Genomic DNA, 19,873 nt, shown 5'->3' on the forward strand with positions numbered 1-19,873 from the left:
TTTGTATGACTCATTAGTTTTCTCAAAACTAAACGAATATCTGGTTTGCTTTTGATTCTTTGACAAGAATCTGTGATTAAATCACGAATTTGTTTATCTTCACACTATTTAATTATCATGTTTCTTTCGCTACCTTTTTGAAGTAGCTTATTTATTATACTACCGTATTTTTTCTTTGTCAAGCATTTTTTACAAAGTTTTTATTTTGTTTTTACTTAACTTCTCAGTAGTTTTTCTTGCTGTCTTTAAGTGACAACTTCTATATATTAGCATCTAGAAGATTATCTGTCAACTGTTTTTTATTCTTTTTTGTAAAAAAATATAGCAGCTGTTTTTTTTGACAACTGCTATATATTACTATTTTCTTTTTTAAGTGTCAATGGATTTTTGAAAATTTTTATATTTTTATTTATTGAAGGCTTAAGTCCTAGAGAATTGATCTCTTATCCTCTCTCTTAAGTTTTCTATTTCTCTTTGCTTTTCTCCAAGTTTCTTACTTAAGTTAGGGAAGGATTTTAATATCCTTTTCTCTTCTAAGAGAGCCTTCCTTTCTTTCAACTCTTTGATTCTCTTTTCAATTTCTATAAACTCTGGTTTCTTCTTTAACTCTTCTTGTCTGCTTTCAATTTGGACTGTCTTGTCGTAAACTTTTACTCCGATCTTATCTGATACTTTCTTAATGTCTCTACTAACCTTATCTATTGCTTTAAATTCTTTATTTAATCCAACAAGTGTATTAATAGAGGCAACTAGGTCTAGAATCATAATTATTACTAAACCAATTCCAATATATTTTATAAAAGTTTCTGGCACTAAGCCCACAAGTCTTTCTATTATTGGATGGACTGCTTCGAACAAGAGGAAACAAAACATCCCCCATATTACAGAAAATTCTAAGCAGATGTAGCCACCAATGTTTAGTTTTCTATCGGAGTAGTCCCACCATCTCTCGTGAAAAATTTTTTCAAGCATAAAGCCTGCTATAAATTCTATTAGACTTGCTATGAAGATTGACCCTAGGAACAAGACCAACTTGTTCTTCTCTGCTATGTCTGTCAAAAAATATATTACTGCTATGGCTCCAAAACCATATATGGGACAGTAGGGTCCTGCCAAGAAGCCACGGTTTATAAACTTCCCCTTTGTGACTGCGTGATAGGATACTTCTACTACCCAACCTATGAAGGCGTAAATAAAAAAATAAATTAAGTAGTCTTTCATGTCTTCCTCTTTCTAATTTTATGTAAAAAAAATATGTTAGTCTCCTAACATATTATAAACTATTAATATTTAATTTGGCTGTAATTTTTTATTACTTCTTTTCTTCCACTCACGCCTAATTTTTTGTAGACAAGAGTTAAGTTGTTCTTTATTGTTTTTTCACTAATAAATATTTCTCTTGAAATCTCTTTATTGGTCTTGCCCAAAATTATTTCTTCTAAGAGTTGCTTCTCTCTCCTGTTAAGAGTTTTTAGTTTTTCAAACCTGTCGCTCCTATTAGCCTTTGCTTCCTTTAAGCTCTCTTCTATATAAATGTAACCTCTTAATGTCTTGTCTATGCTCTCTCTTACTTCATCAGCTGATGCCCAATAGCTAAGTAGGGAATAATCTATTACAAGTGGAATATTTTTCTCATCTATTAATCTGATCTTATCGACTTCAAGTTTTTCTAAATTTTTGTCTTCGAAAATTAGGATGTCAAAGTCTTCGCCCTCATCCTCATAAAAATCAAGGACTTCATATCCTTTTAGGATATTTTGAAGTCCTCTCATAATAATTTCACTTTTAGTCTCTATAGAAACTCTTGTCATCTTAGTTCCTTTACGCTTTCTCTTTCAAGAATTTGTGATGGTAGTACAAGATTTTCTGATAGGTCGCTGTCCTTCTTGTCAATTTTCTTTAGGATCTTCCTAATGGAAACTGCACCGATGTCGTAGTAAGGAATCTTTACAGTTGTAAGTTTTGGTCTATAGATATCTGAAATGTAAGATCCACCAAAGCCTGTTACGGAAATATCATCTGGTGTCTTGTAGCCATTGTCTAATAACACATTCATTAAGTGGATGGCAATTGTGTCATAGGATGTGAAGAAAGCTGTAACTCCTTCCTTCTTAATTGAGTCAAGAATATTTCCCTTTTCCTCTTCTACATCCTTTACATCACGGCCTTCAACAAAAAGATTTATCTTCTTTAAGCCAGCTTCTTCCATGGCCCTGTTGTAACCTTCAATCTTTTTCTTTTCAAAAGTCCTGTCATAATCTTTTCTGATAGCAAGAGATGCAATGTTCTTGTGTCCCTTTTCTATTAAGTACTTAACCATTTCATAGGATGCTTTTTCATAGTCTATTTCTGTTGAGAATTTTTCAATTTCATAGAAGTTTGAAATGATTACATAAGGAATCTTACTTTCTTCAAGTTTGTATTCAAGCTTAGGGTTGTGTAGGTTTGAAATTACAATAATACCTTCAACTTGCTTTTGCGCCAAGAGGTTGGCAAACTTCATTTCAGATTCAGCGTCACCATAGGAGCTTGACAATAGTATGTCGTATTTGTACATTCTTCCAATTTCTTCAACCCCTCTTAGGATTTGCGAAATAAAATTGGATCCAATGTCTTCTACAATTACACCAATTAAGTTTGATTTCTTTGTAACTAAACTTCTCGCAACTTCGTTTGGTTTATAATCCAAAACGTCAATAGCGTGTAGGACTCTTCTTCGTGCCTCAGGGCTAACAGGTTTCGAGTCATTTATTACCCTTGATACTGTAGAAATGGATACATCTGCCATTTTTGCTACATCTTTAATTGTAGATGCCATAGTTCCCTCCTTATGGTACTATTATTTTTAATTTATTTTCTAAAACTTTAAAGGTCATAGGAAGTGTTGAAGCTTTCTCTCCATCAACATCAATTGTTAAGTTTTCATCACTAGATATTTTTATGTTCTTTGTCTTTAAGTACATTACCTTGTTATGGTCCACATGTCGGCCACCCATTAGTGAGGCAAAAAGTTCAGGGACATCAGAAATCCTAATCTCCTTGAAAATAAGTACATCTAGATAACCATCTGAAATGTCAGCCAAGGGAGCCATTTTTTTAAAGCCACCAACTGAAGTTGAGTTAGTTATTAAAAACAAAAGTCCTTCCACTGTCCCAGTAAATTCTTCACTTTCAATGTGGAAATTTAGACTGTTTTTTGACTTGAAAATTTTTTCTTCTAAAAGGACCCTTGCCCCTTCAAGATAATAAGCCATATCACCTAAACTTGCCTTCTTCTCAGCTGAAACAGTATAGGCAATCTCTGTAAGCATACCACCTGCTGCTACATTAATAAAGGCTCTATCGCCAGCAAGTCCCAGGTCAATGGTCTTTGTCTTGTAATTTTTTATAATCTTATAGAAAGCGTAGGGTGATGTTGGCAGTCCCTGTGCGTTGGCAAAGTCATTTACCGTACCACTTTGAAGGATCCCCAAGGGAATATCCCTACCTGATAGGTACATTCCATTTACAACTTCATTTACTGTCCCATCTCCACCACTGCAAATTATAAAGTCTTCTCCAGAATAATCGTAGGCAAATCTTGTGCCATCGCCCTCTTCATGAGTGAATAGGAGTTCAATCTCATACCTGTCCTCACTCATTAACTCTATAAGTTCTAATATTTTGCTTAATGCTGCCCCTCTGCCTGAGTTTGGGTTGGCAATAATTTTAACTCTCTTCATTTTTTCCTCTTGTCCACTATAAAAATAAAAGGAGACGAAGAATAACTCCGTCCCTAGTTTATCTTAGAAAGACTTCTTTAATAGTCTTTGCAACTTCTTTTAAAATATAAAAATAGTCGATGGCGTTATTTGAACTAAGTGAAATAGTTTTAGCTGTATCAGAAATAACATCTGATATATTCATAACTGTATTTGACACTCTATAAGAAGTATCATCGACTTGTCTTGTAATACCATTAACTGTGTCTGAAACAGAACCTACAGTTGACATAAGTCTTTCGACTTCTGGTTTTACATCATTTACAAGCTTTGTAGCATCAGTTGAAATTGCATTCACATTATCAGAAATGTCCTTGGCATTATCCATAATAGAAGGAACAGTCTTTATTGTGTGATCAATTTCATCTTGGTTTCTCTCAACAATTTCATTAATATTCTTTAAAATTTTAAATACATTAATAAGCACTAAGAATAGTGCGACAAGTGCAGCTATACCAGCTACGTAAAGTAGGAAACTAAGTAGGCCACCTATAGTAAATGCTTGATCTAACATCCTATATTCCCCCTATCTTACTTTCTTGCTTCTTTTTCTACCTTGTCTTTTATTTCTTCAACAGATTCTTTTACATTCTCAGCTGATTTTTTTGCTTCTTTCTTAAGGTCTTCAGCGCCTTCTTTTAGGTCTTTTTTAACGTCTTTAGCTGTTTCCTTAACTTCGTCTGTTGTGTTCTTTACATCATATTTAATGTCTTCAGCACCAGCTCTTACGACTTCGCCAATTGCTCTAGCCTTAGCCTTAGCTACTTCAACATCTTCACTAAATTCATATTTCTTTTGTGCAGCTCTTTCTCTTAAATCAGCGTAAGTTTTCTTAGCTTGTTCGCCAGCTTGGTAAGCCTTGAATTCAAGAGTATCCCTAGCATCATTAGCTGCGTTAATAGCTTGGTTAGCTGCTTCTTTAGATTTATTTGCTATATCTTCACGAGTCTTTTTACCTTCTTGAGGTGCAAAAAGAATTCCACCAAGGGCTCCTAGTGCAATACCAGTACCGATTTTTGAGATTTCTTTAATTCTTCTTCTTCTAACTGCTTGGTTTCTTTTTTCTTCTAAATAATCGAATAATCCCATAATAACTCTCCTTTATTATTATTGTTTGTTTGTTATACTTGTTAATATTTTACCCTTTAATGCTTAAATTAATCACATTAAGCCAAGATTATCCAAAACAAGACTAAAATGTATAGCAATAAATTTTTAAAATAATAGTAAAAACCGCAATGCCGACACCTAATTAATTCACACCCGCCAATAATTATGGTGGGTAAAAAACTTGATAGCATATTCTGACTTCCGCTCAAAGACGGCTTGTCATAGGACGCTCATACACAGTTTCCCGTGTTTAATTTGTCGGTTGAATTAAGTAGGCATTCTTCGTACATCGCAGAATTTACTTAAATAAATTATAACTCAACGAAAGCGTTTTTTCAATAAGAGCAAGGAAAAAAGGAAAAATCTTTGGGAAGCTTTGCACAAACTTCGATTTCTTTATCACTTCTTGGTAGTTTGAATTTTAAAGAATAAGAATGAAGAGCCTGCCTCTTTATGAGATCTGACTTTTTCCCATAAAGGCTATCGCCAAGGATTGGATGACCTAGGTGGGCCATATGAACTCTTATCTGGTGGGTTCTTCCTGTGTGAAGAGTCAAGAGAACTAAGCTCATGCCCTTGTACTCATCTAGGACTTCATAAAAAGTTAGAGATTTTTTTCCGATTACATAGTTTACCTCTCGTCTTATACCATCTTCACTTGTGGCAATTGGTTCGTCGATTAGTCCTTCTTTATCATCAAGTATCCCCTCAACTACAGCCAGATATTTCTTCTCCACATCTTCTTTAAAGTCTCTGGAAATTTTATCTTGGGCGAAGGAGTTCTTCGCTGCCACAACAAGACCTGACGTGTCCCTGTCAAGTCTATTGACAAACCTAACCTTCCTCTTTAAGCCCTCCTCTTCAAAGTATCCCAAGAGATAATTTAAAAGAGTGCCATCAGCATCGTCCTTGGCAGTGTGAGTCACCATAAAGGGATCTTTATTTACAATGACAAGGTCATTGTCCTCATAAATGATGTCAAGGTCCCTATGTTCAACTGCTCCATTGGGCTCTTCCTCTTCAAACCTAAGTGACACAAGATCGCCCTTCTTTAAAAATTTATTTTTCTTATTTACTCTTGAATTCAAATAAATCTTTCCACTATTAACAGACTTTCTTATTAGCCTTGATGAAAGTCCTCTCTCCTTTAGGAAGTCATTTACCTTTATTTTATTTCCTGAATTTCCATTAAACTTAAAGTTTATAAAGTCTTTGGAATTTAATCTATACATTTTACACCTCTAGTCAAGGGAAGTTTATTCGTTTATAATATAAATAATGATAAAAAAAATCAAGGGGGTTTAGTCTTGTCAAAAATTATAAATATACTTACCAACGCAAATTACGAGTCAAAGAAAACTGCTACGAATTTGCACAAGGTTTTAACAAAATATGGATATGAACCCTTTAACGGTTTCAAAAAAAATGCTGAGCTTTCTATTTGCATTGGAGGCGACGGCTCTTTCATAAAGTCCATCCACAAGAACGACTTTCCAGAAATGCCCTTCGTTGGAATAAACACTGGTCACCTAGGTTTTTATCAAGAGATAAAACCCGAAGAAGTTGAAAAATTTGTAAAGGACTACAGGGATGGCAACTACCAAGTTGATGACATCAAGCTAATTAGGTCTGACATCTACACCAAGAGCAAGACCTACAAATTTTACTCCGTCAACGAAGTTGTCTTAAAGGCCGCTCACTCAAAGACAATTCACATGAACGTCTTTATAGATAGAAACCACGTTGAAAAATTTTCTGGCGATGGCGTTCTAGTTTCAACTCCATCGGGATCAACTGCCTACAACTTTTCTTCTGGGGGTGCCATAGTCTATCCAAGTCTTCACGTCTTGCAGATGACGCCCATCTCTCCAATGAACTCAGCTGCCTATAGGTCTCTTGGCTCATCAGTTATAGTGCCAGGAGCTCACACAATTTCACTTGTTGTCGAAAAGAGGTACAAGGACTCCAACTTGCTCTTAGTTGACGGGTCAGAATATTACTTCAACAACTTGCACAGGGTCAACATTAGACTCTCAAACAAGACAATAAAAAAACTTGTCTTTTCAAATAATTCCTACTGGGATAATTTAAAAGACAAGTTCCTATAAGAAAATGATATGTACCCTCTTTACTGGACAAACCAGTAAGGAGGGTATTTTTTATGAAATATAGTTATGAATTCAAAAAAGAATGTGTACAGTTGTATAGAGAAGGTAAATGGCCCAATACACCTGAAGGAACAAAAGAAAAAATCTTTCATAATTCAATTAGAATATGGTTTAAGTTAGAAGAACTTCATGGACCAGAAATTTTAAAACATGGAAATAATATCAATTGGACACCTGATGAGAAATTAGAAATGGTATCTAAAGTGTTAGCTGGAAATTCAATAAAGTCCATAGCAATTGAATATGGAATTAATGATGGACAACTCTATTCATGGGTTAACAAGTATAAAAATTATGGATATAATGGTCTTGTTAATAAAAAGAAAGGTCGTAAATCCAAAAATCCAAGCATGAAAAGTAAAAATAACCATAAAGCAAAAGAACTTAATGAATCTGAAAGAGAAGAGCTAATAAAACTTAGAGCAGAAAATGAATATATAAAGGCAGAAAATGAAATAATAAAAAAAGAGATCGCCTTGAGAGAAGAACGCTACGCTGCGCAACTCAAGGCGAAAAAGCAGCGATTGTCAAAGAACTCAAAGAAAAAGGATACAGACTAAAATATCTTTTAATAGCTATTGATATGCCAAGGTCAACATACTATTTTGAAATAAATAAAATTGATAAAATAAAAATTAAGAATAGTCATGTGGCAGATAAAATAACTCAAATATTTAACTTACACAAAGGAAGATATGGAGTAAGAAGAGTATATATGGAGTTGCTAAGTCAAGGTTATGTCATAAATCATAAAAGAGTTCAAAGGATAATGCATGAGTTAAAACTATTCGGAAAAAGATCTAAGGAAAAATATCACTCATATAAGGGTAAGATAGGGAAAGTAGCTGATAATATAATAAATAGAGATTTCAAGGCAGATAGACCTCTGCAAAAATGGACCACTGATGTATCAGAGTTTAAATTTTCTTGGGGTAAATGCTACATATCTCCAATACTTGATATGTATACAAATGAGATAATCTCTTATGACTTATCCTTACACCCTAATTTAAAACAAATATCCAATATGCTAGAAAAAGCATTTAACAAATTTCCAAAACTAAATAATCTAATACTGCATTCAGATCAAGGATGGCAATACCAACATAAATATTATGTGAATGAGCTTAAAAAACATGGTATAAGACAATCAATGTCAAGGAAGGGAAATTGTTATGATAACTCCATTATGGAGACATTCTTTGGAAGATTAAAAAATGAAATTTATTATGGTTATGAAAAGAGCTATAGCTCTTTTGAAGAATTTTCGAGAGCAATAGAGGAATATATTGATTATTACAATAATGAAAGAATTCAATCCAAAACAAAATGGATGCCACCTACAAAGTATAGGTTAGCATCCACTACAATTAGTTAATTGAATATTGTGTCCAGTTTTATGGGTACACATCAAAATCCTGGTCAAAGCCAGGACTTTTTTTATTTTAACTAATAAGCTTTAAGATGAAAATTAATAATAAAGATTCACAAGGCAAAAAGGGGCTGTTGCAAAAGTCCCATCATAGAAAAAAGACGAGGAAACATAAAAATCCTCGTCTTTTTTGATACAATGTATTTATGAAAACCGCTAAAAATACATCATCATTAACTAACTATACACTAGTTAATGATACAATTCAACTAAGATTAAACTTTAATACAGAAATATATATAAAAGATGATGTTAAACTAAGGCTTGTAAAAAATATAATTGAAAGGATGAATCTATCAGAACTAAAAAAAGTCTACTCATCACTTGGAAGAAAACCTACTGTAAATCCAGTAACAATGCTTCAAATAATAATATTCTGCTATTCAGAAGGAATATTTTCATCAAGAGAAATAGAAAAATCATGCAAATATGATTTAAGAATTAAGTACCTACTCGATACAGAACAACCACCAGACCATAGCACAATAAATAGATTTAGACAGAAAATACAAGAACTAACACCAGAACTACTAAATCAAATGGTACAAATACTGATAGAAGAAAAACAGATAGACCTATCAAGCATCTATATAGATGGAACAAAGATAGAAGCCTATGCCAACAGATATAGTTTTGTATGGAGAGGAAGTATAGAAAAATGGCAAGAAAAATTAATAGAAAAAATAAAAGAAGAACTAGGACTAAGTAAAAGTCTAATTCCAGGCCAAGTACTTCAAGCAGTAACAACAATCTTTAAGCAATTGAGAAAATACTGCAAAGAGAAAAAAATAAAATTCGTTTATGGAAAAGGAAAAAGAAAAACAAAAGAACAAAGAGACTATGAACATTTAAAAGAATGGAAAGAAAAACTAGAAAGCTACAAGAAACATCTAGAAATAATGGGAGACAACAGAAACTCCTACTCAAAAACAGACCATGATGCAACCTTCATGAGAATGAAAGAAGACCACATGAAAAATGGTCAACTAAAACCAGCCTACAATATCCAATTAGCAAGTGCATCAGGCTTCATCATAGGAGAAAACATATCCCACCATCCATCTGATATGTACACCCTAAAACCATTCTTAAAAGACCTTCTAGAAAAAAATCCAAACAAGCTAAACAAGATAGTAGCAGATGCAGGATACGAAAGCGAAGAAAACTATGTATATCTAGCAGAAAATAATTTAACATCCTACATAAAACCATCAAACTATGAAAAGTCAAAAACACGAAAATATAAAAAAGAGCAAGAATTTAAGAAAAGCTTAAAATACGATGAAAGACAAGACAAATACACATCACAAGAAGGCAAAGAATTCATAAGATGCAGTGACAGATACAGAAAAAGAAAAAGTGGATACGTAACAACAACAAAAGTCTACAGATGCTTCGATTGGAACAAAGAAGGACAAAAAACCAAAGGAATCTACATATCAGAAACATTTCAAAAATATAGAGAAGAATCCTTAAAAAACATAAAATCCGACCAAGGAATAGAAGAAAGAATAAATAGATCAATACAAGCCGAAGGAGCATTCTCCAAAATAAAATCAGGCTTAAACTACAACAGATTCCACCACAGAGGAAAAGAAAATATAAAAAGTGAGATATGCCTCATATCAATAGCACTAAACTTAAATAAACTGACATCAAAAATAGAAAATAATAACCTAGAAATCATAAAATACAAAGCTGCTTAAGAAAAAAATATTCATTAAAGCCAGCTTTATTAAGTGCACCCATTTTTATATGAAACAAGATAAATCTATCCAGAAAATAACTTAAAAGCAAAAAACATAATGGCTAAACTTAAATATTTGATAAAAAAATGATGTCGCAGAGTAGAATCATCTATTCTGCAACATCACCTTTATTTTTATTTATTTTTCTTTTTAATTGCTGCTTTCACAAAGCCATTAAATAATGGGTGGACCTTTGTAGGTCTTGATTTAAATTCTGGATGGAATTGACAAGCCACGAAGAAGTCTTCGTCCTTTAGTTCAATTATTTCAACTAGGTCCTTGTCTTCGTTGATGCCAGAGAAGACTACTCCAGCTGACCTAATCTTGCCCCTGAAGTCATTGTTAAATTCGTATCTGTGTCTGTGTCTTTCCTTAATTTTTTCTTGACCATAGAGAGAGTAAACTAGAGTGTCCTTTTCAATTGTGCAGTCATAGTTGCCAAGTCTCAAAGTTCCTCCAACATTTTTAATGTCCTTTTGATTTTCTAAAAGGTCAATGATTGGGTAGTTGGCATCTGGATTTATTTCTGTAGAGTTTGAATCCTTTAGTCCAAGCTTGTTCCTTGCAATATCAATTAGGGCAATTTGCATTCCGTAGCAAATTCCAAAGTAAGGGATGTGGTTGTCACGAGCGTACTTGGAAGCCAAAATCATTCCTTCAGTTCCACGTGATCCAAAACCACCTGGTACAATTATCCCGTCAAGTCCATCAAGGATGCTTTCGTCCTTTTCTATGTCTTCAGAATGTATCCACTTGATGTTTACCTTGTAGCCATTTTCGCAACCTGCATCAGTGAGAGCTTGTGTTACAGAAAGATAAGCGTCGTGAAGGCTTACATATTTACCAACAAGTCCAATAGTAACTTCGCCCTTGACGTCTTTAAATCTTTCAACCATTTCTCTCCACTTGCCCTTGGAAGCTGGCATATCTTTTAGGTCAAGTTCCTTTAAGATGTAGTCATCAAGATGTTGTTCATGGAAAACTAGGGGAACTTCATAAATAAGTTCAACATTTGTGGATTGAATAACTGCTTCCACTGGCACATCACAGAATAAAGAAATCTTTTCTCTCAAATCATCTGTAACTATTCCATTGGACCTTACAATTATTACATCAGTTTTGATTCCATTAGACATTAGCTCCTTGAAGGAGTGTTGAGTTGGCTTTGTCTTTAACTCGTCTGACCCAGGGATGTTTGGTACAAGAACTGTGTGAACAAATAGGACATCAGACTTTTTATTTTCTGAGTGAATTTGTCTAATAGCTTCCAAAAATGGAAGGGATTCAATGTCACCTACTGTACCACCAATTTCTGTTATTACAACATCAGCCTTGGACTCTTTTGCAGCCTTGTAAACTGCATTTTTAATTTCATTTGTAATGTGAGGGATCACTTGGACAGTTGCTCCATCGTAATCTCCCCTTCTTTCCTTGGCAATAACTGTTGAATAAACCTTGCCAGTTGTAATTGATGCTCCCTTAGTTAGCTCTTCATCTATAAATCTTTCGTAGTGACCAAGGTCTAAGTCAGTTTCTGCTCCATCCTTAGTCACAAAAACTTCGCCATGTTGGTAGGGGCTCATAGTACCTGGGTCAACATTTAGGTAGGGATCAAATTTTTGCATAAAGACAGAAAGTCCCCTGTCCTTTAAAAGTCTACCAATACTTGCTGCAGAAATTCCCTTTCCAATTCCTGAGACAACTCCACCTGTAACAAATATAAATTTCGTCATACTTCCTCCTAACTTAGTGAATTAAAAATATCTTCGTAAGATGGCAAAGTCATATTCTTTCGAGAGATTAATCTTTCCATTTGGTCGGCAATCCTTCTAGTTGCAAGTAATTTAGTGGCAATATTTCTCTCAACATACTCTGCCTTTTTGTATATGTCATCTATTTTATTTGAATGATCAAGGAAAAGATCAATTTCATCTCCACATTCAAGTAGATCTGTAATCATCTTGTCTATTCTATCATACTTGATCCTTAGTTTTTCATTGTTTTTGAATTTCAAAATTTGAGATAGGTCATTTAATTCAGCCATTCCCATAGGTATTAGGTCCTTGTGGATCATTGAGGCCATAGTCTTGGCTTCAAGGCTGTGATAAATTATTACTTCTTCAAGATTTATCTCATAAGAAGCCTTGATTTCTTTTTCTGTATAAATTCCCCTCTTGATAAAAATGTCATTGAAGTCAAAGTCCCTTAAGGCAGCTAGGGCATCGAAATAAGTCTTGTGGTTGGCAAGTCCCCTTCTCTTGGCTTCTTCCTTCCATTCTTCAGAATAATTATCGCCATCACAAATTATCCTGTCGTGGTTTTCCATAATTTCTCTTACAATTTCAAGGGTCTTTTCCCTTAACTTCTTAGGGTCATCTTGGAAATCCTTTAGTTTTTCATAAATATTTGCAAGAGAGTCTGCCATAGCACAATTTAATGCAATATTTAAGTCAGACCCTGTCTTTGATGAGCCAAGCATCCTAAATTCAAACTTGTTACCAGTAAAGGCAACCGCTGCTGTCCTATTCCTATCACTAGAGTCCCTAGGAACGCTTAAGAGGTTGTAACCCCTAAAGCTATTGTCAGAACCATTCTTGTATTCAATATCTTCCTTTATGTCCCTAAACAATTCCTCTAGGTCAGATCCAAGGAAGAGGGATATAATTGCTGGTGGTGCTTCGTCTGCTCCCAACCTAAAGTCGTTAGAAGTTGATGATGCACTTACTCTCAATAGACTTTGGTACTTGTCTGTTGCTTCGATAATTGCTGCAATGAATAATAAAAATACATTGTTGTTGTAAGGATCGTCGCCTGGGTCAAAGACATTTAGTCCGTAGTTTGTGACAATGGAATAATTGTTGTGCTTGCCAGATCCATTGACACTATTAAAAGGTTTTTCATGGAAGAGGCAGACCAAATTATTTTCTAGGGCAGTTTCTTTTAAGATATTCATCAAAAGTTGGTTGTCATCTATTGCCACATTTACGTTTTCGAATAAGATTGCCATTTCAAATTGATTTGGGGCAACTTCATTGTGTTCAGCTTCAGAATAAATTCCAAGCTCGTAAAGTTTTTTGTCTACATCCTTATAAAATTTTTCAACTCTTGCAGGGATTTGACCAAAGTAGTGATCTGATAACTCTTGTCCCTTAGGAGATGGAGCTCCAACAATGGTCCTTCCAATGTTTTTAAGGTCGCTTCTCTTCTTGTAGACTTCCTTATCAAGTAAGAAAAATTCTTGTTCAAGTCCAACCTTGACCCTCATCCTATAGGCATACTCCTGCTTTTCAAACAAGTTTACGACCCTTGTTCCTTCGTCGCTAAGGATTTTGGTTGAGTCAATGAGTGGACCCCTCTTGTCAAGTTTTTCTCCCTTGTAGGACATAAAAATAGTTGGGATGTATAAGACACTTCCAATAACAAAGGAATTTGCTGTAAGGTCCCAATAAGTATAACCTCTTGCTTCAAAGGTTGACCTCATACCTCCAGATGGAAAGGATGATGCATCAGGTTCCCCCTTTACAAGTTCCTTGCCAGAAAACCTATTGATTGGTTCGTTGTCAGAGGTCCTAGATATAAAGGCCTCATGCTTCTTTGCAGTGTGACCAGATAGTGGCAAGAACCAGTGAGCAAAGTGAGTTGCTCCATTTTTTAGAGCCCATTCCTTCATAGCGTGGGCGATGGCATCAGCTGTCTCCCTGTCTAGGTCTTTTTCGTTTCTTAGTGCGTCCTTCCACTTCAAGTAAATTGGATAAGGTAATGATTCCTTCATCTTCTTCTTGTTAAAACTTTTAATCCCAAATTCTTCTATCATACTTCCCCCTATTAAAAATAAAAACAAAAAAATGGCAATTAATTAAAATTGCCATTATGAAAAACCTGTGGTTTCTTTTTATTTTATTTCAATTTAAAAACTTTGTCAATAAAATAAAGTCAATCAGAATCCCTTAAGAGGAGGACGTGGACATCGAACCACTGACCATGAATTGATATCTTGACTTCTCCACCGAGAAGCTCTGCCAAGTTCTTCACTATGTTAAGACCAAGTCCTGATCCTTCAGAGTGTCGTGACCTATCAGCCTTTAAGAGTTCTTCAAAAAGTTCATCCGAATTCATATTTAGTTTTTCATCAACTATGTTCTTCACATAAAATTCTATTGTAGACTCTCTTTCTATTACACCAGCAAGGACTCTTGTGCCAGGTCTTGCGTGCTTGGCTGCATTGGAAAATAAATTTTCCACTATCCTAACAAAGAGATTGACGTCAGTGTAAATTAAAATTTCATCACTTGCTGACTTGTAAGAAAATTCTAAGTCCCTCTTCTCGAAGAGGGAGTCGTAGTCTCCATAGATTTGTAAAATCATCTCGTTTAATTCAACTAAGGACTTCTCAATAGATAAGTTGCCCGTGCTTGACTTAGAAGCAAAGACCAAGTCAACGATTAAGTCCTTTAACCTCGTTGAGTTCCTCTTAAGTATTGCAACAAAATTTTTTGCCTCATCATCAAGGACTTCCTTCTTAGACAAGAGGTCTGCGTAATTAATTATTGAAGTGAGAGGAGTCTTTAAGTCGTGAGAAATATTTGTAATTAAATCAACCTTGAACCTCTCTGACCTAAAGTTTTCTTCTAGCCTTATCCTATCACGCTTCCTGAAGTCCTCCATTAAGACAGTGATCTTGTCTAGGTACTCATTCTCAAAGGGGCTGGGAATTTCAAAGTCATAGCCATAGAGAATAGATTCTACGAGCTCAATGGAAAGAGCATTTTGAGCAAACTGAACTTCCACAATAATAACCGCCCTCAAAATCATAAAGAGGAGGACGTTTAAAAGAACTATGTCGCCACTTATGGAGTTGTAAAAAAGTACGTACATAATTATCAGGGTCACGTTCAGGGTACCAAAGAGCCTAAAATTTTTAAAACGCCTATACTTATAAAGGTTGTAAGTAAAAATTGTATCCAAAAGTTTCTTCCTCTTGATCTTTAAGAGGGCAAAAATTAAAGTTACAAGCCAAGCTAGGATAAAGTGCTTGTTGATGTTAAAGAGTTCAAAAATAATTACAGAGGACACAAAAATATTTTCAAGAAAGACCCTATCCATTAAATCAACAAAGACCCCTCTCAAAAAAACTTTAAAATCAGATAACATCACTTGACCTCAATCTTATAACCCATCCCATAGACAGACTTAATTAGGTCAGGTTTTCTTGGATTGATTTCAATCTTGTCACGCAAGTGGGAAATGTGAACGGAAATAATTTTTCTCACATCAATAGCTTCTTCTTCCCAGACTCTTTCATAAATCTCATTAGAAGAAAAAACTCTTCCAGGATTTTTTGCAAGCAAGTAAAGAATCTTATATTCATAGGGAGTTAGGTTGGCAACTTCATCTTCAACACGAACTTCTTTTAAGTCATCAAATATTGAAACTCTTCCAATTTTTAAGTCCCCAGTCTTTATGTCTGAAGCCCCAAGAGAAAAATACCTTCTTATAAGTGAGTTGACTCTCGCTGTAAGCTCAACTGCATTAAAGGGTTTAGTGATATAATCGTCGGCACCAACATTTAGGCCCACGATCTTATCTGTAACTTCACTCTTGGCTGATAAAACAATTATTGGAATATTTGTCTTCTCCCTCATCTTCATTATGAGGATAATTCCATCCATAACAGGCATCATTATATCAATAATGGCAAGGTGAATTTCATTCTCCTTTATAATTTCAAGAGCTCTGGCCCCATCTTCTGCTGTGAAGACCTTGTAGCCCTCGGCTTTCAAATAAATTTTTATTGCGTCTAAGATATCTTTCTCGTCGTCGCAAACTAATATATTGTAGTTCATAGTATCACCTTTCCCTATTTTATCATTTAATGATTTGTTATAATATGACATTTACTATATAATACTCAAGAGGTGTTAAAGAAAATATGTATAATTTTATAGATAAGGTCAAAGACAAGAAGGTCTTTACTTTTTTTGACAAACTAACTTACAGGGTCTTGGCCCACGACACCCTATCTTATGGAGGAAGTCTAACATATTTTTTAATATTATCCATCTTCCCCTTCTTAATTTCATTGATCAACGCTATTAATTTTTCGGGGATTCTTGACCCAGCATATATTTACAGACTTCTCGATGTCCTTCCTTGTGAAATCCAAGAAATTATTAGAAACTTCTTAAAAGAGCTTCATATGTCATCATCGGGATCCTTTTTCACAATCTCCTTTGTGGCAGGTCTTTTTACTGCATCAACTGCAGTCTTTAAGCTCATGAAGATAATCAATCAATCCTATGGCTTCGTTGAGTCAAGAGGCTTCCTAGCTCAAAGACTAATTGCCCTCTTCTTTACCCTAGCCCTAATCCTCATGATTTTTCTTCTTGTCCTTACACAAATCTTCGGGCAAATTATTTATGTAAACATTATGTCCCACCTGGGGATTGAGAATATATATTTCGACAAGCTTTGGTCCATTGCAAAAAATGGAATTCCACTTGCCTATATGCTCGTTACCTTTATCCTCTTGTACAAATTTTCTCCATCAAGGTCTAGAGAAAATATGGTTACAATAAAGAGCGTCTTGCCAGGTTCCATCTTTGCAACCCTTGGACTAATAATTGCCTCTTTAGGATTTAACTTTTATGTTTCCAACTTCGGCAAGTATTCCATAACCTATGGGTCACTTGGAGGTATTATAGTATTTTTGATTTGGCTCTATCTCCTATCAACTATAATTTTAGTTGGGGCAGAAGTAAACTCCACCCTCTACTCCATGAAGAACTTTAAAAGTCTTAACAACTGGCCAAGACATGATTCAATGTTTAAAAATTTTTAAGCCTAAGCAATTTCTGTGGCTGCAATTAGTGCAGTCACTTTTTTTATGCCTGCTTTCTTGGCAATCTTTGTCAGTTCAGAGATAGTTGCCCCAGTAGTTATAACATCGTCAACAATAATTATCTCTTGGGCATAATTTTTCACGTGAAAGGCATCTCTCAGGTTCTCTTCACGATCAAACTTCTTTAAGCCAACTTGAAATTTGGTGTCTAGGACTTTTTCAAAAACATCCTGGCAGGGCAGATCCAGGTTTCTCGCAATTTTCTCTGCCAAAATCTTGGACTGGTTATAACCTCTTTCCCCTTCCTTCTTCCAGTGCATGGGGACATAGGTTATGACTTGGTCCCTTAAGTTTTTATCCAAAATCTTCTCCGTCATAATTTCAGAAATTATTTCCCCATAAGAAAGCTTTCCCTTAAATTTAAAATCAACAATGAGCCTCCTCATGATGCCAGAGTAAGTGGAAGAAACTATTAGGTCATCAAGGTCCTCAATGTCATAATAGTAGGCTGGGTCCTTATTAATTAAGCTAATGCACTCCTGACAAAGACCATAGTCTTTAACTAATCTCCCACATAAGGGACACTTATCCTCTTTTAATTTCATCTTGGTCCCTCAACTTCTTTCCAAGCTTGGAATACCTCTTGCGAGTCCTATTGTTTTCAATCATCTTCATTAGATAGTCGCTTATGCCCACAAGGACAACTGCCTTTGATGCTCTTGTTATAGCAGTGTAAAGCAAATTTCTTGTGAGTAGCATGGGGGCAGCCCTGTAAATTGGAATTACAACTACGGGAAACTCACTTCCTTGAGACTTGTGGATGGTCATGGCATAGGCAAGGGCAAGCTCGTCAAGATTATCAGAAGAGTACTCAACCCTTCTCACATCATCAAAGACAACTGTCAGCTTTTTGTTTTCCTTGTCAATTTTTGAAATATAACCAAGGTCTCCATTAAAGACCCCCTTTTGCTTGTCCTCATAAAATTCATTTTCTATTTTGGATTCCAATTCATAATTATTTTTTGTCTGTAGGACCCTGTCCCCCAACTTAAATTTTTTTCCAAGGACTTCTATAAATTCGTCGCTATCATTTAAGTGGTCTTGAAGGGCGAGGTTTAAGTTTTCAGTCCCATGAACTCCCTTCTTAGTTGGGCTTAGGACTTGGACATCAGCCTGACTCACATTAAAATAATTTGGCAGCCTAGTCTTGACAAGGTCCTTGACAATTTCAAGTCCCTTTACCTCTCCTCTTTCAGAAATCATAAAGAAGTCACCACGATTTAAGATTGGCATATCCCCCTTGTTGATCAAGTGGGCATTTTTGACAATCATAGACTCTTCCGACTGTCTAAAAATTTCTTCGAGGTTGACTGACTCAATGACACCTGACTCCAAAATATCTGCCAGGACATTACCTGGTCCAACAGATGGAAGTTGGTCCTTGTCACCAACTAGGATCAAGCGAGTTGGTGACTCAATAGACTTTAAGAGAGTTTCCATTAAGAGGATATCTACCATGGAAACCTCATCAAGAATTAAGACGTCACACTCCAACTCTTCCACGTTGGCAAAGTCACCGCCAAAACCAATCTCAAGTAGCTTGTGGATGGTGAAGGCCTCTCTTCCCGTCTGCTCCTTCATCCTCTTGGCAGCCCTTCCCGTTGGTGCCGCCAACTTTATAACCTTATCCATAGACTCAAAAATATCTATCAAGACCTTTAGGGTTGTGGTCTTACCAGTCCCAGGTCCCCCAGTTATGACAAAGACCCCCTTGTTGATGGCGTCCTTGACTGCCCTTCTTTGAGTTTTTGAAAGTTCAATATTCCTAAACTTTTCAGTATTTCTAATTTTTTCATCAATATCAAAGCTTTCATCAAAGGAATTATTTAAATCAATTAACTTGCCTGCAACATAATTTTCTGCTGCCAAGTACCTGGCTATGTAGCAGTTGTACTCTTCCCCATCCCTCTCGACAAAAAAGTTTTTTTCAAGAGTTAATGACCTTGCAATCTCATCGGGGTCATCAAACTTTGTCCCAAGAATTTTTTCTCCAGCCTTGATTAACTTGTCAAGGGGCAAGTAAGTGTGCCCGTCCCTATTGGCAAGCATAAGGGCATACTTAAGTCCTGCTATCCTTCTAAAGTCAGAGTCCTTTTCGATTCCAATAGACTCAGCAATTTCATCAGCCTTCTTAAAGCCAAGCCCCCTCACTCGTCCTATCAAGTCATATGGGTTTTTCATTACAAAATCTATGGACTCATCTCCATACTCCTTGTAAATTTTTAAAATCACAGAAGCAGGAAGGTTGTACTTGGAGAAGTGAAGGAAGATCTTCCTCATGGCATACTGCTTGTCCAGGGCTTCCTTGATGTCCCTGTATTTTTTCTTTCCAATGCCCTTAATAGACAAGAGCCTTTCAGGATGATTTTCTATTACATCAAGCGTCTGGTCCTTAAACTCCTCAACAATTCTCTCAGCCATCTTCTCTCCAAGGTGAGGTATCATAGCAGAAGAAAGATAAGAGGCAACAGCAGCTTCACCTTCAGGCATAACTTCTTCAAGGTCTGTGAAGGCAAACTGCTCGCCATACTTGTTGTGGTAGGTGAAGTCACCAGTAAATTTGTATTTTAAGTTTTCTTTAAAAATTGTGGCTGAGCCAACAACTACAAGGTCACCATCACTTGAAAATATTTTTGCAACAGTGTAGCCGTTCTCTTCATTTCTAAAAATTATTTTCTCCACAAGACCTTCAAGACTAATCAATCAAAACACCTCGACAATATTGTATCAAGTAATGGAAAGATTATACAGAAATA

At 35.4% G+C, this 19,873-nt stretch carries 18 protein-coding genes; 5 read left to right on the forward strand and 13 right to left on the reverse strand.

Going from position 1 to position 19,873, the window contains the following annotated elements; translation table 11 throughout:
• Positions 1–420: 420 nt before the first annotated feature.
• The 7 genes from CAN42_RS01450 to CAN42_RS01480 all read right to left on the reverse strand — a co-directional run bounded on the left by CAN42_RS01450 (position 421) and on the right by CAN42_RS01480 (position 6,103).
• Positions 421–1,221, reverse strand: a complete 801-nt coding sequence (locus CAN42_RS01450; RefSeq protein WP_085875237.1) for a putative ABC transporter permease — start codon at positions 1,219–1,221, stop codon at positions 421–423.
• Positions 1,222–1,283: 62 nt separating this feature from the next.
• Positions 1,284–1,811: a LuxR C-terminal-related transcriptional regulator gene (locus tag CAN42_RS01455; RefSeq protein WP_085875238.1), complete on the reverse strand. Its 528-nt coding sequence runs from the start codon at positions 1,809–1,811 to the stop codon at positions 1,284–1,286.
• Positions 1,808–2,818 (reverse strand): LacI family DNA-binding transcriptional regulator, encoded by a 1,011-nt coding sequence (locus CAN42_RS01460; protein ID WP_085875239.1) that lies wholly within the window; start codon positions 2,816–2,818, stop codon positions 1,808–1,810. The genes CAN42_RS01455 and CAN42_RS01460 overlap by 4 nt, the downstream gene beginning before the upstream one ends.
• 10 nt (positions 2,819–2,828) lie before the next feature.
• Positions 2,829–3,722, reverse strand: coding sequence for a diacylglycerol/lipid kinase family protein (locus CAN42_RS01465; RefSeq protein ID WP_085875240.1), 894 nt, complete (start codon positions 3,720–3,722; stop codon positions 2,829–2,831).
• A gap of 58 nt (positions 3,723–3,780) precedes the next feature.
• On the reverse strand, positions 3,781–4,275 hold the full coding sequence (locus tag CAN42_RS01470) for a hypothetical protein (protein WP_062571025.1): 495 nt from the start codon (positions 4,273–4,275) through the stop codon (positions 3,781–3,783).
• Between the two features lie 17 nt (positions 4,276–4,292).
• On the reverse strand, positions 4,293–4,850 hold the full coding sequence (locus tag CAN42_RS01475; RefSeq protein ID WP_085875241.1) for a YtxH domain-containing protein: 558 nt from the start codon (positions 4,848–4,850) through the stop codon (positions 4,293–4,295).
• A gap of 356 nt (positions 4,851–5,206) precedes the next feature.
• Positions 5,207–6,103, reverse strand: a complete 897-nt coding sequence (locus tag CAN42_RS01480; RefSeq protein ID WP_085875242.1) for an RluA family pseudouridine synthase — start codon at positions 6,101–6,103, stop codon at positions 5,207–5,209.
• Positions 6,104–6,178: 75 nt separating this feature from the next.
• Here CAN42_RS01480 and CAN42_RS01485 point away from each other — a divergent pair, with 75 nt between their 5' ends.
• The 4 genes from CAN42_RS01485 to CAN42_RS01500 all read left to right on the forward strand — a co-directional run bounded on the left by CAN42_RS01485 (position 6,179) and on the right by CAN42_RS01500 (position 10,177).
• Positions 6,179–6,979, forward strand: coding sequence for an NAD(+)/NADH kinase (locus CAN42_RS01485; protein ID WP_085875243.1), 801 nt, complete (start codon positions 6,179–6,181; stop codon positions 6,977–6,979).
• Between the two features lie 53 nt (positions 6,980–7,032).
• Positions 7,033–7,599, forward strand: coding sequence for a helix-turn-helix domain-containing protein (locus CAN42_RS01490; RefSeq protein WP_085875244.1), 567 nt, complete (start codon positions 7,033–7,035; stop codon positions 7,597–7,599).
• A complete protein-coding gene (locus CAN42_RS01495) occupies positions 7,563–8,417 on the forward strand; it encodes an IS3 family transposase (protein ID WP_135100538.1) in 855 nt (284 codons plus the stop codon). Before CAN42_RS01490 ends, CAN42_RS01495 begins: the two co-directional genes overlap by 37 nt.
• Before the next feature lie 200 nt (positions 8,418–8,617).
• Positions 8,618–10,177: an IS1182 family transposase gene (locus CAN42_RS01500; protein WP_085875246.1), complete on the forward strand. Its 1,560-nt coding sequence runs from the start codon at positions 8,618–8,620 to the stop codon at positions 10,175–10,177.
• 176 nt (positions 10,178–10,353) lie between these two features.
• Here the strand turns inward: CAN42_RS01500 and CAN42_RS01505 are convergent, their stop codons facing one another.
• The 4 genes from CAN42_RS01505 to CAN42_RS01520 form a co-directional block, all read right to left on the reverse strand.
• On the reverse strand, positions 10,354–11,952 hold the full coding sequence (locus CAN42_RS01505) for a CTP synthase (RefSeq protein WP_062571021.1): 1,599 nt from the start codon (positions 11,950–11,952) through the stop codon (positions 10,354–10,356).
• 8 nt (positions 11,953–11,960) lie between these two features.
• Entirely contained in the window at positions 11,961–14,033 is a 2,073-nt protein-coding gene (locus CAN42_RS01510; protein WP_085875247.1) for a glutamine synthetase III domain-containing protein, read from the reverse strand.
• A gap of 119 nt (positions 14,034–14,152) precedes the next feature.
• Entirely contained in the window at positions 14,153–15,370 is a 1,218-nt protein-coding gene (locus CAN42_RS01515; protein ID WP_085875248.1) for a sensor histidine kinase, read from the reverse strand.
• Positions 15,370–16,062: a response regulator transcription factor gene (locus tag CAN42_RS01520; RefSeq protein WP_085875249.1), complete on the reverse strand. Its 693-nt coding sequence runs from the start codon at positions 16,060–16,062 to the stop codon at positions 15,370–15,372. Before CAN42_RS01520 ends, CAN42_RS01515 begins: the two co-directional genes overlap by 1 nt.
• Positions 16,063–16,148: 86 nt before the next feature.
• On the opposite strand from CAN42_RS01520, the gene CAN42_RS01525 reads away from it, so the two are divergent.
• Positions 16,149–17,057 carry a YihY/virulence factor BrkB family protein gene (locus CAN42_RS01525; protein WP_085875250.1) on the forward strand — a complete coding sequence of 303 codons (909 nt, stop codon included), beginning with the start codon at positions 16,149–16,151 and terminating at the stop codon, positions 17,055–17,057.
• A 2-nt stretch (positions 17,058–17,059) separates the two neighbouring features.
• Here CAN42_RS01525 and CAN42_RS01530 read toward each other — a convergent pair whose 3' ends face one another.
• Positions 17,060–17,662, reverse strand: a complete 603-nt coding sequence (locus tag CAN42_RS01530; RefSeq protein ID WP_085875251.1) for a ComF family protein — start codon at positions 17,660–17,662, stop codon at positions 17,060–17,062.
• On the reverse strand, positions 17,643–19,820 hold the full coding sequence (gene recD2, locus CAN42_RS01535; protein ID WP_085875252.1) for an SF1B family DNA helicase RecD2: 2,178 nt from the start codon (positions 19,818–19,820) through the stop codon (positions 17,643–17,645). The genes CAN42_RS01530 and recD2 overlap by 20 nt, the downstream gene beginning before the upstream one ends.
• Positions 19,821–19,873: the final 53 nt, after the last annotated feature.

The sequence above is a fragment of the Peptoniphilus vaginalis genome (assembly GCF_900176605.1).
Taxonomy (GTDB): Bacteria; Bacillota; Clostridia; order Tissierellales; family Peptoniphilaceae; genus Peptoniphilus_A; species Peptoniphilus_A vaginalis.

Bases quoted from the DNA above. Each gene is read 5' to 3' on its own strand.
- CAN42_RS01515 (WP_085875248.1), bottom strand. From the start codon at position 15,370: ATGTTATCTGATTTTAAAGTTTTTTTGAGAGGGGTCTTTGTTGATTTA.
- CAN42_RS01470 (WP_062571025.1), bottom strand. From the start codon at position 4,275: ATGTTAGATCAAGCATTTACTATAGGTGGCCTACTTAGTTTCCTACTT.
- CAN42_RS01520 (WP_085875249.1), bottom strand. From the start codon at position 16,062: ATGAACTACAATATATTAGTTTGCGACGACGAGAAAGATATCTTAGAC.
- CAN42_RS01505 (WP_062571021.1), bottom strand. From the start codon at position 11,952: ATGACGAAATTTATATTTGTTACAGGTGGAGTTGTCTCAGGAATTGGA.
- CAN42_RS01500 (WP_085875246.1), top strand. From the start codon at position 8,618: ATGAAAACCGCTAAAAATACATCATCATTAACTAACTATACACTAGTT.
- CAN42_RS01460 (WP_085875239.1), bottom strand. From the start codon at position 2,818: ATGGCATCTACAATTAAAGATGTAGCAAAAATGGCAGATGTATCCATT.
- CAN42_RS01480 (WP_085875242.1), bottom strand. From the start codon at position 6,103: ATGTATAGATTAAATTCCAAAGACTTTATAAACTTTAAGTTTAATGGA.
- CAN42_RS01530 (WP_085875251.1), bottom strand. From the start codon at position 17,662: ATGAAATTAAAAGAGGATAAGTGTCCCTTATGTGGGAGATTAGTTAAA.
- CAN42_RS01510 (WP_085875247.1), bottom strand. From the start codon at position 14,033: ATGATAGAAGAATTTGGGATTAAAAGTTTTAACAAGAAGAAGATGAAG.
- CAN42_RS01455 (WP_085875238.1), bottom strand. From the start codon at position 1,811: ATGACAAGAGTTTCTATAGAGACTAAAAGTGAAATTATTATGAGAGGA.
- CAN42_RS01475 (WP_085875241.1), bottom strand. From the start codon at position 4,850: ATGGGATTATTCGATTATTTAGAAGAAAAAAGAAACCAAGCAGTTAGA.
- CAN42_RS01465 (WP_085875240.1), bottom strand. From the start codon at position 3,722: ATGAAGAGAGTTAAAATTATTGCCAACCCAAACTCAGGCAGAGGGGCA.
- CAN42_RS01525 (WP_085875250.1), top strand. From the start codon at position 16,149: ATGTATAATTTTATAGATAAGGTCAAAGACAAGAAGGTCTTTACTTTT.
- CAN42_RS01450 (WP_085875237.1), bottom strand. From the start codon at position 1,221: ATGAAAGACTACTTAATTTATTTTTTTATTTACGCCTTCATAGGTTGG.
- CAN42_RS01490 (WP_085875244.1), top strand. From the start codon at position 7,033: ATGAAATATAGTTATGAATTCAAAAAAGAATGTGTACAGTTGTATAGA.